Source organism: Pseudonocardia sp. OZ21, assembly GCF_059359135.1.
Window position 1 is genome coordinate 1 of the sequence record NZ_JCADBN010000025.1, and the last position, 13,293, is coordinate 13,293.

Genomic DNA, 13,293 nt, shown 5'->3' on the forward strand with positions numbered 1-13,293 from the left:
ACTTCCCATTCGGAGTGGTGCTGCAGGCGGTGACACGCCCGGCAGAGCATCACGCAGTTGTGCAGGGCGGTGTCGCCACCGTCGTGCCAGGCCGTGATGTGGTGGACCTCGCACCAGGATGGTGGCCGGCCGCAGCCGGCGCAGCCACGGTCGCGGGCGGCGATCGCCCGGCGCAGCCCGTCGGGAATGGTGCGGGTGGCCCGCCCGACGTCGAGGGGCTGGCCCGTCCCGTTGAGCACGACCGGGACGACCGCGGCATCGCAGGCCAGCATCCGCAATGACTCCGGCGAGAGGGTGCCGCCGAAGTCGAGGCAGGCGGCGCGGGCCCGGTTCTCCAGGTCTTCGAGGCGGATCAGCACGCTCAGGTGCGGGCGGCGCCCGCCGCACTCGGGCACCTCACCGTGGTCGAGCACATACCCGCACACATCCGCGAGCGCTTCGGCCTGGCGTTGAGCGGCGCTGCGCTGCTCGTCGCCGCTGACCGGTCGGGCGTGGGCGTCGATCACGGTGGCGATGGCGTCGAACATGGCCGCGTCATCGAACCGGGCTTTGAGGGTGCCGCCCGCCTTCCCGCGGTGACGGACCAGGTGCAACTCGTTCACCGGGGCAGGAGGCCGGTCGTCGGGCTCCGGCCCGTCCGCATCGAGAGCTTCGACGAGCGCGATACCCCAGGTCTGCAGCTCCGACGGGCTGTAGACGGCCGCCTTCTCCGCGAGTTGCGTCTCAGCGCCGGCCCACACCTCCGGCGTGAGCCGCGCCGCGGCCGGGCTCGCGAGCACCCGCGCGATCACCGTGACATGCCGCAGCCCGGTGGCGCCGGCGGCGAACACTGTGGCGGTGGCGGGCAGTCGGGCGGGTAGCGCGGTGCCGTCGAGGCTCACCCGCGGACACACCTGTTCGGCGGCGACCACCCGGGTGCGGGCTTCGAACCGCTCCCACCCGAGCAGATCCCCCAACGCCGCCGGAGTGGATTTGTAGCCCCGCTCGGCGAACGTCCCGCGCCGCTCCAGCGTGGACACGGCGGCCAGGACGACCCGGTCCAGCCGCCTGCTGGTGCCTTCGCACAGGGTGAGCACGGACAGCAGGTCGTCATCGGTGGCGCCGGCGTCAGCGGCCGCGGACAGCGCGTCGATCGCCTCGACCAGGAGGCGATGCGCGGTGGTGAGCGGGCTGTCCGACACCCCTCCATCATACTCGAACGTATGTTCGAACAGATGCTCGTCGTCGCAGGTCATCGGGCCGTTCAGCGCTCGTGGCGGTGGCCTGCCGGACTCGCCTCGCTCCACGCCGTCCGACCCGCCACGGACTCGCCCGGCCGGCCTGGCTCGACCGCCCCACCGGCACGGTGATCTGCCGCTGCGAACGCGCCCGCCCGGGCGAGCTGGTGCACGTGGATGTGAAGAAGCTCGGCCGGCTCCGCGACAGCGACCGGTCCCGCCAGACCCGCACCGGCCCACGAGTCGGGTTCAACTCCGTCCACGCCGCCGTCGACGGCCACGCCCGCCTGGCCTACGCCGAGATCCACCCCGACGAGAAAGCCCACCACGGCCACACCCCGCTCGGCGGCCACCCACTCATCAGCCGAGTCAACAACCCGGCTGGGCATTACAGCTAGCGGCGGTCAGGGGGCGCGGCGCAGGGGTGGGCGCTGTGCCCACGTCGCCCAGCGCCAGAGCCATTCGAGCGGGCCCTGCTGGTATCGGCGCAGCCACAGCGTGGAGAACAGCCACTCGGCGGTGAGGACGGCGCCGGCGATCATGAACACCGTCGCCCGCGACCAGGCCTCCGGAGGTCCGCCGAGCGTGTGGGCGGCCGCCAGCACGAGGACCGTGGCGGCCAGGTAGTTGGTGAGCGCCATCCGGCCCAGCGGCGCGAACACCGCCTGCAGCGCCGGTCGCAGCGGTGTCCTGAGCACGACCAGGAGGGTGCAGACGTAGACGCCCGCGATCAGCACCCCGGCCAGGGTCATCGAGCGGCTGAAGTCCGAGCTGCCCATGTCACCGAGCTGCCGGGTCTGCCACCACAGGGCGGGCGCCGCCCCCGTCACGAGGACCAGGCCCAGCACGGCCGGTACCCGGGTGGAGCTCTCCAGCCGGTCGACCACCCCGTACCGGACCAGCGCCGAGCCCAGCAGGAACAGCCCGGGGACCAGCGAGACCTGGCCGCCGGCGACGATCACCGATGCCGGGATGAGCAGGGCGGCGAGAGCGGCCACGGTCCACCGCGGCAACCAGGTCGACGGCAGCAGCACCACCAGGCCGACGACGGCGTAGATGGTCAGGATGTCGCCCTGCCACAGCAGCACGTGGTGCGCCAGGCCCACCACGAGCAGCGCCAGCAGCCGGCGGAGCAGGAGCAGCCGCGGCCGCGCGGCGCGGTTCGACGCCGAGTGCAGCAGCAACTGGAACCCGATACCGAAGAGCAGCGCGAAGATCGGGAAGAAGCGCAGCTCGGTGAACAGCCCCAGCCAGGCGAACCCGTCGTCCACGCCCGCCGGTGACGGCGGCAGGAAGCCGCCCATGGCGGCGATCGGTCTGATGTTGACCAGCACGATCCCGCACAGCGCGAACCCGCGGATGACGTCGAGCGCGGCGATGCGCGCTCGAGGGGGGACGAGGGGCGGTCCGGGTTCGGCGTGCCGTCCGGGAGAGTCCGGGGTGCGATGGGGAGCGTCATGAGGCATCGGCTCAGCGTCGACATCGCGGTCGGTGCCGGCACCCGTGCAAAGGCTGGTTCGCGTCCGTGGTGACCGTACTTTCGACCGGTTCGGGGCCCGCGTCACGTTCTCTAGTCTGAGCGGCGTGAGCATGGGGGACCGGCTGCCGCGGACGGCTCGGGCCGTGGCCGACGTCGGGCTCGGCGTGGTCTTCGCCGCTGCGCTCGTCGTCCAGGCGACCGCCGTGGTGACCAGTTGGGGCGGGGGCTACTGGGTGTTCGGCTGCCTGGCCGGCGTCGTGGTGTGCGCGGTCGCCCTGGCGCGCAGGCACCTCCGGACCTGGGGGACGGTCGCGGGCCTGGCGGTCGCCGCCGTCGCCATCCTCGTCGCCCGGGGCGCCCAGCTACCGGCCGAGCCCGGTCCCGCCGTGGCCCTGGGTCTGTCCGTGCTGGTCGGATCGTCGATCAGAGCACTTCCGGCCGCGTCGGCTGCCGCGATCGCGGCCTGCGGGTTCGCGGTGGTCGCCGGCACCTGGCTCGCCGACCTGCCGCCCACCTCCGGAGTCGCGGGAGTGACGGTGCTGAACGGCGCGGGATGGGCCGCCGCCCTGGCGGTCGGGCTGGGCCTGCGGCTGCTCGACGTGCGCCGTCGGGCCGTCGCCGAGTCGGTGCGCCGCGACGAGCGGATGAAACTGGCCAGGGAACTGCACGACGTCGCGGCCCATCACCTCACCGGCATCATCCTGCAGGCCCAGGCGGCCCAACTCGTCACTCGCAAGCAGCCCGGGTGCCTCGACGGGCCGCTGGCCGGCGTCCAGGCGTCGCTGGCCGGCATCGAGGCCGCCGGCTCCGAAGGGTTGGACGCGATGCGTCGCGTCGTCGGGCTCCTGCGTGACACGGGGGACGCGGACCCTGCCACGTCGGGACCGGAACAGCTCAGCGACCTGGTCGAACGCTTCGAAGAGCAGGGCCCGGCGGTGTGCCTGCGCGTGCCCGACGACCGGACCGCGTGGCCACCCGAGGTGGCCGGCACCGTCTACCGGGTGGTGCAGGAGTCGCTCACCAACATCGCACGCCACGCGTCCCAGGCTCGTGCGGTCACGGTCGACGTCGATCAGGATCACCAGTGCGTCACCGTCGCCGTCGTCGACGACGGGCCGCAGGCGACGCACCGCCACCACGGCGGCTACGGCCTGATCGGGATGCGTGAGCGCGTCGAGGCCCTCGGTGGCACGTTGTGCGCCGGCCCGTGCCCCGGCGCCGGCTGGGCCGTACGTGCCACGCTGCCGGTCTCCGAGCGGGTGCGCCGATGAGCATCACGGTGCTGCTGGCGGACGACCAGGCGCTGGTACGCAGCGGCTTGCGGCTCATACTCGAGGACCAGCCCGACATCACCGTCGTGGGGGAGGCCGCGGACGGCGCCGAGGCGGTGGCTCTCGCCCGGCGACTCCGTCCGGACGTCTGCCTCGTCGACATCCGCATGCCGCGCCTCGACGGCATCGAGGTCACCCGCGCGCTGGCGGGCCCCGGCGTCGCCAACCCGATGCGGGTGGTCGTGGTCACCACCTTCGACCTCGACGACTACGTGTACCGCGCGTTGCGGGGCGGGGCGGTCGGCTTCCTCCTGAAGGACGCAGGCCCCGCGCTGCTCGTCGAGGCCGTCCGGGCGGCGAGTGCCGGGGACGCGCTGGTCTCGCCGTCGATCACCGTGCGGTTGCTCCGCCACCTGATGGGTGCCGGGGTGAACCCGCCCGGCAGGCCGGTCCAGGTGCTGTCGGACCGGGAGATCGAGGTCGTTCGTGCGGTGGCCGGAGGTCGTACCAACCAGGAGATCGCCGCCGAGTTGTTCATCTCGTTGAGCACGGTGAAGAGCCATCTGTCGGGGATCCAGGCCAAGCTCGGGGTGCGCAACCGGGTCGGGATCGCAGCCTGGGCCTGGGAGAACGGCATCGTCCACTGTGCTGCGGGCCGGGTCTCCGGCCACGACCCACGGCGTCGCAGATAGCACCCGGCGCCCGTCGACCGCGTCCGTAACGATCAGCTCACTCAGGCGAATGGGAGACCTGGTGCCGGTCAGGTCGATCTAGTGGCTGACATTCCTGGTGTCAAGGCGATGATGCTCACGTTTGACGATTTCGAGAACGGCGTCCACGCTTTTGGTACGCGGGTGATGCCGCTGCTGGGCCGGTCGCGCCGGATACGGATGGTTCGACAATCAGGACATTCCCGCAATAGTGGGAACGACGAAGAGGAAAACGCTGGACGTGTTGATTCAGGTGATGGGGTTCGTAGCCGCCGCGCTGGCTGGTACCGGCGGTGCGTTGTTCGGAGTCCGGCTGGCCGATGCCGTGAACCGCCGGCTGGGCCGAGGGGTGTCCGAAGACTCTCCGTAGTAGCTACCCCCGCGCCCCGGTCCAACCGCCCACACCTGCCGACAAGAGCGGCAACCCGATGAACATCCCGATCGGAGCACTAACCTCTGATCACGTGGACTTCGACATCGGGCGGGCCCGGCGCGACACCCCCGGCGCGCACGGCGTGGCGCATCTGGACAACGCCGGGGCGGCGCTTCCGCCGCGGCAGGTGACCGAGGCGGTGGTCGGCCACCTTCGCCGGGAGGCGGAGGTGGGTGGTTACGAGGCGGCCGCCGTCGCGGCCGACCAGATCGACAGCACCTACGCGGCCGTGGCGCGGCTCCTGGGCTGCGGGCAGGACGAGGTCGCACTCGTCGAGAACGCCACGCGCGCGTGGGACATGGCCTTCTACGCCCTGCCGTTCCGGCCCGGCGACCGGATCCTGACCGCTCGCGCGGAGTACGCCAGCAACGTCATCGCCTTCCTGCAGGTCGCCGCGCGCACCGGCGCGGTGGTGGAGGTCGTCGACGACGACGAGCACGGTCAGCTGTCGGTGGCCGACCTGTGCAGGCGCCTGCAGGACGGCGGGGGGCGCGTCGGGCTCATCGCGATGACGCACGTCCCGACGCACGGCGGGCTGGTCAACCCCGCCGAGGAGGTCGGCGCTGTCGCCCGCGCGGCCGGCGTGCCGTTCCTGCTCGACGCCTGCCAGTCGGTGGGGCAGCTGAGTGTCGACGTCGAGCGGATCGGGTGCGACCTGCTCTCCGCCACCGGCCGCAAGTTCCTGCGCGGGCCGCGCGGGACGGGTTTCCTGTACGTCCGCCGCGCGCTGGTCGAGCGCCTGGACCCGCCGTTCCTGGACCTGCACGCCGCCACGTTGACGGCTCCGGACCGCTACGAGATGCGGCCCGACGCCCGGCGCTTCGAGAACTGGGAGAGCGACGTCGCCGCCCGGATCGGGTTGGGCGTCGCCGTCGACTACGCCCTGGACTGGGGGCTGGAGGCGATCGAGGCCCGCGTCACGGCACTGGCCGAGATGCTGCGCGACCGGCTGCGGGCGGTGGACGGGGTCCGGGTCCACGACCTGGGCGTCCGGCGCAGCGGCATCGTCAGCTTCACCGTCGAGGGCGTCCCCTGCGAGCAGGTGCAGCAGGTGCTGCGCGAGCGCGGGGTGCGCACCACGGTCTCCCGGGCCAGGTCGGCCCAGCTGGACATGCCCCGCCGCGGGCTGACCGAACTGGTGCGCGCCTCGGTGCACTACTACAACACCGAGGACGAGCTCGACCGGCTCGTGGCCGCGCTGCCCGCGCGGGGCACGCCCGGCTGAGCCCCGGCCACGGGGGAGCGCCCGCCTGTTTGCGGGCGCTCCCGTCGTCGCGGTGCCGGTCAGGCCATCTCGGGCACCCGCAGGTGCGCGAGCGCCAGTTCGAACTCACCGACCTCGACGATTTCGGAGCCGGTCTCACCGGAGGCCCGTTCCCGCAACGCGGCGCCCGCTTCGCGGTTGCGCATCATGGCGTCGCGGCTGTCGAAGGTCACCGAGGAGACGGCATACCCGGAGGTGCGGTCGACCATCAGGCTGGCGCTGCAGAACCCGCCGAAGGCCTGGATCTCCGGCAGCAGCCCCATCCGGTAGACGTCGACGAGGTGGTTGGTGCCCTGCAGGTCCGTCCGCACCCAGGTGGCGCGGACGCACGCGCCCGGCTCCGAGGTGTGGTCCCGGTGCAGGACGGCGATCTCCCACTCGTCGACCTGCGGCCTGCCGCCGAGCATCTCGGCGGCGTGTTCGCGGACGGGGCGCAGCCGGTCCTCGCTGGCGCGCATGGCCGCCTCGTCCTGCCAGGCGGTCGTGATGATGCAGTGACCCGACGTGCGGTCGACCAGCATGGACAGGCCGATGCACCCTTCGGTCTCCAGACACATCGGCATGACCTCGTCGCGGATGTGTGCGACTCCCGCGTCGATCGACTCGGGATGTGCGCGGACTGTGGTGGAGCGTGCGTACACGATCCACCCCCTTCCGATCGGGGTGGCGCCCCGGCGGCGCCGCCGGTCGCCGAACACACTTCCCGCGCGGTCCTGGTGTGGCAATCCCCGCGCGTCCATCCGTGAAGATCGACCTGCAACCCCGCTGCAACCGTTGCCCCGCGCCGACGTGGTGGGTTGACTCGACGCACGGCTCGCCCTGTTCCGCGGCTCCACCACAGGAGGTCACGTGCGCGCTGCACGGTTCCACGGTCCCGGCGACATCCGCATCGACGACGTGCCGGATCCGCAGGTCCGGGACGGCCAGGTGGAGGTGTCGGTCGACTGGTGCGGCATCTGCGGCACCGACCTCCACGAGTTCCTCGAAGGCCCGATCTTCATCCCGGGGAAGGGCGCGCCGCACCCGATCACCGGCGTCGAGATGCCGGTCGTCCTCGGTCACGAGTTCGCCGGCGTGGTCTCGGCGGTGGGACCCGGCGTCACGGGCGTCTCCGAGGGGGACCGGGTGGCCGTCGAGCCGTACTGGGTGTGCGGGACGTGCGCGGCCTGCGCGGCCGGGCGCTACAACATCTGCCGCAGCCTGGGCTTCGTCGGGCTGAGCGGGGACCAGGGCGGCTTCGCCGAGCGGTGCGTCGTCGACTCCCGCTGGGTCCACCCGCTCGGTGACCTGCCGACGGGCATCGGCGCGCTGGTCGAGCCGCTGGCCGTCGGCTACCACGCCGTGCGGCTCTCCGGCCTGCGGGAGGGTGGCACCGCCGCGGTGTTCGGCGCCGGGCCGATCGGGCTGGTCACGACCGCAGCGCTGCGGGCAGCAGGGGCGGCCACGGTGATCGTGGTCGAGCCCGCGGCCGCCCGTAAGGCGAAGGCGGCGGGTGCGGGTGCGGGCGCGGACGTCGTCGTCGACCCGACCACCGACGACGCGGCGACGGCCATCCGCGACGTCACCGGCGGAGCGGGAGTGGACGTCGCGTTCGAGTGCGCCGGGATCGACGCCGTGCTCGCGTCGGCGATCGGGTCCGTCCGGCCGGGCGGAACCGTCGTGAACGTCGCGATCTGGGGCCACGTGCCGCGGGTCGCGGTGAACGATCTGGTGATGAGCGAGGTGACGCTCATCGGCTCGCTCGCCTACTGCGGCGACCATCCCGACGTCATCGCCCTGCTCCGCGACGGGAAGGTCGACGCCGAGCAGTTCATCACCGGCCGGATCGGGCTCGACGACCTGGTCAGCGGCGGCTTCCGGCAGCTGATCGACAACAAGGAGGAGAACGTGAAGATCCTCGTCTCGCCGAAGACGCTGCCGGCCTGAGCTCAGGCGGCTACTCCGCTGTCGCTGCTGCGGAGCCGGGCCGGGTGCTGCCCAGCTCGCCCAGATCCCAGAAGAGCCCGGACATCATCCGGATCCCTTCGCGGGCCACCGAACCGAGGAGGTGCTCGTCGGGCCCGTGCTGGGCGCACGCCGGGTACGAGTGCGGCACCCAGACCGTCGGCATGCCGATGACCTCGGCGAAGACGTCGTTGGGCAGCGACCCGCCCAGGTTGGGCAGCACGACGGGGGCCTTCTGCGTGCTCCGCTCGATCGACGCGACGGCCCACCGCACCCACGGGTCGTCGGGGCTCAGCCGGGTGGCCGCCATGGTGCTGTCCACCTGGACGTCGACCATGGGGTAGCCCTGCGCGTCGAGGTGCTCGCGCACGAGCCGGCCCAGGTCCTGCCACGGGGTGCCCACCACGAACCGCAGCTGGCAGTGGGCCCGTGCCGTCGCCGGGATCGCGTTGACCGGCGCGTCCGGCGTGCCGGCGACGAACGCCAGCACCTCGAGTGCGTTGCCGCCCATCACGCGTTCGGCGGGGGTCAGCCCCGGCTCGCCCCAGCCGTCGTCGATGTCCGGGTCGGTCGGCCCGCCACCGGGGGAGACGTCCGCGAGTGCCCGGCGCACCGCGTCCGGGATCTCCGGTGCGCGTAGGCCGTCGACCAGGATGACGCCGCGCCCGTCGACCATGCCGGCGAGTGCGTTGGCGAGCACGGTGGCGGGGTTGCGCAGCAGGCCGCCCCAGTTGCCGGAGTGGTGGGTGCCCTCGCGCAGGTTCAGGCTGAGCGTGAACGCGACCGAACCGCGGGAACCGAGGAACACCGTGGGCCGGTCGGCGGCCAGCCGGGGCCCGTCGGAGGCCAGCAGCAGGTCGGCGGCGAGGTCGTCGGCCCGTTGCTCGCACATCTCGCGCAGGCCGGGTGAGCCTGCCTCCTCGCCGGTCTCGATCAGCACCGTGAGGTTGAACCCGAGCCGGCCACCCCGGGCCGCCATCACGTGCTCGAGCGCGGCGATGTTGAGGGTGTGCTGGCCCTTGTTGTCGGCGGTTCCCCGTCCGTACCAGCGGTCTCCCTCGATGTGGATCTCCCAGGGGGAGAGCCCGCCGCGCCACCGCTCGGGCTGGCCGAGCACGACGTCTCCGTGGCCGTAGACCAGCACGGTCGGCAGGGAGGCACCCTCGTGGCGGTGCCCGATCAGGAACGGACCACCGCCTGCCACCGGGTTCTCGACGATGGTGCAGTCGGCTCCGAGCCGGTGGAGAGCGGAGGTCATCTCGCCGGCGAGGTAGCGGTGCAGCACCGGGAGGGAGCCGGGGTCCTGGCTCTCGGTGCGCAGCGCCACCCGCCTGCTCAGGTCGTCGAGAAAGGCGCCGGAGTCGATGTAGGACGTGGACTGCTCGACGGCGTCGGCGCGGGTCATCGTCATCCCTCCTGCCGGGCGGCTCGCCCGGCGCTGACCGTCTCGGTGATCCTGGCCAGCGGGACCAGGCCCAGCAGGCAGATTGCGGCGAGCACCACGTAGTGCACGGTGAACCCGAAGCTGTCGATGATCCACCCGGACACGGCGGCGGCGAGCACCCCGGACACCCCGAGGGCCAGGCCGATCATGATGCCCATCGCCGTGCCCGCCGCCCGTGGCACCGAGTCGATGAGCAGCGCGTAGACCACGGGGAAGGGCGCGTTGCGGAACAGGCCCCACGCCAACAGCACGATCCAGGCACTCGCCGGGCCCGAGATGAGGATCATGGCGAGCAGGGTGACGGCCCAGCCGATGACGAGGAAGCGGATGGCGAACTTGCGCCCGGCGTGGTCGGACCACGCGCCCCACACCACCTGACCGATCCAGCCCGTCAGCCCGGACGCGCCCGAGAGCAGGGCCGCCGTGGGGAGGCTCATGCCCTGGCCCACCAACTGCCCGGTCAGGAACGTCACGGCCCCGGCCTCCGCCCAGAGGAAGAGGAAGATCAGGGCGATCGACCAGCGGACGTTGGCGCTGCTCAACGCCTCTTTGACGGGCGCGAGGGCGGACCCGGTGTGCCGCACGGAGAGCTCCGGCAGCGGCCGGGTGAGACCGTGGCGGTCGATCCAGTCGTAGACCCGCTGCTGGTTGCGCCGCGTGCCGACGATGGTCTGCGCCACGATGATCGGAATACCGAGCAGCGGGATGAGCAGGAAGGCCTCCCGCCAGCCCGCCACCCCGAGGACGAGTGCGATCAGCGCGCCGGTGAGGAACTGCCCGAGCGGGAAGCCGGTGTGGTGCGTGCCCACCGCGAACCCGCGGTGCTCCCTCGGCCACCACTCGCTGACGAGCGCCACGTTCACCGGCTCGGAGCCACCCCGGCTGATTCCCATCGGGATGCGCAGCAGGAGGAACGCCACGAAGCTGCCCGCGAAGCCGAATGTGAGGGCGCCCCCGAGAATGCCGATCAGCATCGCGATGTTCCAGGCCCAGGTGCGGCGGTATCCCGTGCCAATCCGGTCCGAGAGCCACCCGAACAGCAGGGCACCCACGATCAGCCCGGCGAAGAACACCGAGTTGATCAGCCCGGCCTGCGTCGAGTTGAGCCCGAACTCCTCCTGGATCGCGGGCAGAACCGCCGGGAGGATCCCGCCGTCGACCGCCGTCATGAGAATCGCGCAGGTGGTGATCGCGAGCGTCACCCACGACAGCGGATGCGCGCGGGGCAGCCACGCCGACCGAGGAATGGACGCTTCGAATCCGGACAATTCGACCTCGCTGAGGGTGGGCGCGGGGAGTCTTCCGGGTGATCGGCCGTCAGGGCGGAGGTCGCGTCAGCACGATCACCCCGTCATTCTCAGCATCGTGATCGACGTCCGTCAACGAGTCCGGCAGGCCCACCGGAATTCACCCCTGGATTCAGGACAATCGCCGCGTAGGACGCGTAGCATTTGCGCCGCAGAGCGCCGGGGCAGGCCGAGCGGGCTCGCGTCGCTCCCCAGGGAATCCATGCCGGACGTCTCCTCGTCCGGGAGATTGGAGGACCCGACATGAGGTGGACACCCCGCACCCGGCGACCGGGTTCTTCCGCCGCCTCCACAGCGCGGCGACACCCAGGCCCCGTCCGCTGGCTGTGGTACGCCGTCGGCGGTCGGCTGCCCGCGGCGTACCGCCAGTGGGTGCTCTACGACGTCACCTGCCGCACGTGGCCGCTGCGCCACCTGGTGCGGTTGCTCGTTCAGGTGGTACCGGTCGGGATCGCGCTGGTGGTGCTCATCCCGGGACCGCTGTGGGTGCGGCTGATGGCCGTGGTGGGCGGGTCGCTGGTCGGGCTGTCCTACTCCTTCGGGTTCCTCTACGAGGCCACCGAGAACCGCGCGTGGAAGGCCGGTTACGACCACGGCACCGCGGCGCGGGTCCGGGAGGAACGCCACGCGGCCCGGGCGCTCGCCGCGGCCCTGTGGGAGTTCGAACGCACCCAACGCCGGAAGTCCCACGGATGAGCCCGGTTCGGGGAGAATGCGCCGGTGGAGTGCACATGATCAGCAAGGGGGACGGCAATGGCTGACGGCTCCCGCCGGCTGGTGATCCTCCGGCACGCGAAGTCGGCGTGGCCGGACGGCGTACCCGACGCGGAGCGGCCGCTGAACGCACGGGGGCGCCGGGACGCGCCCGCGGCGGGCCGGTGGCTGCGGGAACGGGGCGAGCACGTCGATGTCGTCGTGTGCTCGCCCGCCGTCCGCACCCGTCAGACCTGGAACCTGGCCGCCGCCGTGATCAGTGGCCTGCCCGCCCCGGTCTTCGACGAACGCATCTACGAGGCGACGGCCGACGCGCTGCTCGCCGTCGTCTCGCAGCTTCCCGACAGCGCCGGGCAGGCGGTACTGGTCGGGCACAACCCCGGCGTGACCGAACTCGTCGCCCTGCTGACCGGTGAGTCGCCGCAGATGCGGACGTCGGCGATCGCCGTGCTGGACCTCGCCCGATCCTGGGAGAACACGGCCGCGGGCGGCGCCACGCTGGTCGCCCACGCCACGCCCCGCGGCTGACCGGCTGCCCCCCGCCCGCCGCGTCTTGCGAGAGGGGGGCGCGGCGAGGACCATGAGTCCACCCGCAGGGCATCGATGCCCGAGCGGAGCTTCGGACCTCCGGAGCAGGGTGGCAGTTCGATGACGGTCGTTGCCGCGCGTCGATCGCCTCGTCCTTCGCCGCCGCCGAGGTCGTTCCCGGCGGGTCGGCGGAGTCGGTGACCATGCGGCGATCGCCGCCATGGCGCGACACACGTCAGCGCACGATCGCGGCCTCGCGCCCGCTGACGACCGCAGCCGATGCCCGCGGAGCGGCAGCCCCGGCGGGTGGATCGAGAGGGGACGTGAGAGATGGCCGACCTGACGGGTACGGCGACCCGCGCCACCGGTAGCGCCCTGCGTGCCGGCCGGGAGTTGCCTGATCGCGCTGTGAGCGGAGCCGCCCGCAAGGCGATGAGCGAGGCGGGCAACGTGATGCTGGGGGCCGTGGTCGACATGGCCATCGGGCGCGTCGACCGGGTCGCCGACCGGCTCGACGGGGTGGTGCAGAGCGGCGGCACCGGCCTGCGGGAGGCGTTGACCGGCAAGGCCGCCCGGCCGCCGTCCGACCGGACGGGTCCCGGGGTCCTCGCCAGGAGCGGGACGGCGGTGCGCGTACGTACGGGCGCCGCGTTCAACCTCGTCATCGCGCGCGCCCTCGCGGTGTTGCGGTTCCTGCAGCGCCTGGCCCAACAGGTGCTCGCGACACTGCAGCGCCTCACGCGCAGGCCCCGCACGGCGCCGGCGGAGCCGCCACCGGCCCCGGCAGCCGATCACGGGAACGAGCGGGCCGCCGGGGACGGCGACCGGGAGCCGGGGGAGCGCAGGCGACGCCCCGGCCCTCGCCCGCAGCAGCGCGAGCGGCCTGCTCCCGCCGAACCCGCGGCCCGGCGGACCCGCCCGGCCCCCCGCCCCGACAGGCGGCGGTAGCCGGCCACCGGCGACCGCGTCCCGGCCGGGCAC

General features: G+C 72.7%; 12 protein-coding genes and 1 pseudogene. 8 read left to right on the forward strand and 5 right to left on the reverse strand.

Annotated elements, in window-relative coordinates; translation table 11 throughout:
• Positions 1–1,181: HNH endonuclease signature motif containing protein (locus tag AC5L35_RS34545; RefSeq protein WP_495063957.1), on the reverse strand; the 1,181-nt coding region annotated here is incomplete at its 3' end.
• 116 nt (positions 1,182–1,297) lie between these two features.
• Here AC5L35_RS34545 and AC5L35_RS34550 point away from each other — a divergent pair.
• Positions 1,298–1,417: pseudogene (locus AC5L35_RS34550) on the forward strand (IS481 family transposase); the annotation flags it as partial.
• Positions 1,418–1,621: 204 nt separating this feature from the next.
• On the opposite strand, the gene AC5L35_RS34555 reads toward AC5L35_RS34550, so the two are convergent.
• Entirely contained in the window at positions 1,622–2,683 is a 1,062-nt protein-coding gene (locus AC5L35_RS34555) for a DUF418 domain-containing protein (protein ID WP_495063958.1), read from the reverse strand.
• Positions 2,684–2,807: 124 nt separating this feature from the next.
• Here AC5L35_RS34555 and AC5L35_RS34560 point away from each other — a divergent pair, with 124 nt between their 5' ends.
• From AC5L35_RS34560 to AC5L35_RS34570, 3 genes are all read left to right on the forward strand, one after another.
• Positions 2,808–3,968, forward strand: a complete 1,161-nt coding sequence (locus AC5L35_RS34560) for a sensor histidine kinase (protein ID WP_495064026.1) — start codon at positions 2,808–2,810, stop codon at positions 3,966–3,968.
• Positions 3,965–4,660, forward strand: a complete 696-nt coding sequence (locus tag AC5L35_RS34565; RefSeq protein ID WP_495063959.1) for a response regulator — start codon at positions 3,965–3,967, stop codon at positions 4,658–4,660. Before AC5L35_RS34560 ends, AC5L35_RS34565 begins: the two co-directional genes overlap by 4 nt.
• Before the next feature lie 482 nt (positions 4,661–5,142).
• Positions 5,143–6,336 carry an aminotransferase class V-fold PLP-dependent enzyme gene (locus AC5L35_RS34570; RefSeq protein WP_495063960.1) on the forward strand — a complete coding sequence of 398 codons (1,194 nt, stop codon included), beginning with the start codon at positions 5,143–5,145 and terminating at the stop codon, positions 6,334–6,336.
• 59 nt (positions 6,337–6,395) lie between these two features.
• Here AC5L35_RS34570 and AC5L35_RS34575 read toward each other — a convergent pair whose 3' ends face one another.
• Entirely contained in the window at positions 6,396–7,016 is a 621-nt protein-coding gene (locus tag AC5L35_RS34575) for an antibiotic biosynthesis monooxygenase (RefSeq protein ID WP_495063961.1), read from the reverse strand.
• A 208-nt stretch (positions 7,017–7,224) separates the two neighbouring features.
• On the opposite strand from AC5L35_RS34575, the gene AC5L35_RS34580 reads away from it, so the two are divergent.
• Entirely contained in the window at positions 7,225–8,301 is a 1,077-nt protein-coding gene (locus AC5L35_RS34580; RefSeq protein ID WP_495063962.1) for a 2,3-butanediol dehydrogenase, read from the forward strand.
• A 10-nt stretch (positions 8,302–8,311) separates the two neighbouring features.
• Here the strand turns inward: AC5L35_RS34580 and AC5L35_RS34585 are convergent, their stop codons facing one another.
• Positions 8,312–9,724, reverse strand: a complete 1,413-nt coding sequence (locus AC5L35_RS34585; protein WP_495063963.1) for a M20 family metallopeptidase — start codon at positions 9,722–9,724, stop codon at positions 8,312–8,314.
• 2 nt (positions 9,725–9,726) lie between these two features.
• Positions 9,727–10,965, reverse strand: a complete 1,239-nt coding sequence (locus AC5L35_RS34590; protein WP_495063964.1) for an MFS transporter — start codon at positions 10,963–10,965, stop codon at positions 9,727–9,729.
• A gap of 348 nt (positions 10,966–11,313) precedes the next feature.
• Between AC5L35_RS34590 and AC5L35_RS34595 the strand changes: the two genes are divergently transcribed.
• The 3 genes from AC5L35_RS34595 to AC5L35_RS34605 all read left to right on the forward strand — a co-directional run bounded on the left by AC5L35_RS34595 (position 11,314) and on the right by AC5L35_RS34605 (position 13,260).
• Positions 11,314–11,766 (forward strand): DUF5313 family protein, encoded by a 453-nt coding sequence (locus AC5L35_RS34595; RefSeq protein ID WP_495063965.1) that lies wholly within the window; start codon positions 11,314–11,316, stop codon positions 11,764–11,766.
• A gap of 57 nt (positions 11,767–11,823) precedes the next feature.
• Complete coding sequence (locus tag AC5L35_RS34600; RefSeq protein ID WP_495063966.1) at positions 11,824–12,312, forward strand: SixA phosphatase family protein; 489 nt, start codon at positions 11,824–11,826, stop codon at positions 12,310–12,312.
• Positions 12,313–12,642: 330 nt separating this feature from the next.
• Complete coding sequence (locus AC5L35_RS34605) at positions 12,643–13,260, forward strand: hypothetical protein (RefSeq protein WP_495063967.1); 618 nt, start codon at positions 12,643–12,645, stop codon at positions 13,258–13,260.
• Positions 13,261–13,293 lie beyond the last annotated feature (33 nt).

What these genes read in the sequence shown, in the direction of transcription:
- AC5L35_RS34555 (WP_495063958.1), bottom strand. Translation starts at nt 2,683, where the DNA reads ATGCCTCATGACGCTCCCCATCGCACCCCGGACTCTCCCGGACGGCAC.
- AC5L35_RS34560 (WP_495064026.1), top strand. Translation starts at nt 2,808, where the DNA reads ATGGGGGACCGGCTGCCGCGGACGGCTCGGGCCGTGGCCGACGTCGGG.
- AC5L35_RS34565 (WP_495063959.1), top strand. Translation starts at nt 3,965, where the DNA reads ATGAGCATCACGGTGCTGCTGGCGGACGACCAGGCGCTGGTACGCAGC.
- AC5L35_RS34585 (WP_495063963.1), bottom strand. Translation starts at nt 9,724, where the DNA reads ATGACCCGCGCCGACGCCGTCGAGCAGTCCACGTCCTACATCGACTCC.
- AC5L35_RS34595 (WP_495063965.1), top strand. Translation starts at nt 11,314, where the DNA reads ATGAGGTGGACACCCCGCACCCGGCGACCGGGTTCTTCCGCCGCCTCC.
- AC5L35_RS34600 (WP_495063966.1), top strand. Translation starts at nt 11,824, where the DNA reads ATGGCTGACGGCTCCCGCCGGCTGGTGATCCTCCGGCACGCGAAGTCG.
- AC5L35_RS34605 (WP_495063967.1), top strand. Translation starts at nt 12,643, where the DNA reads ATGGCCGACCTGACGGGTACGGCGACCCGCGCCACCGGTAGCGCCCTG.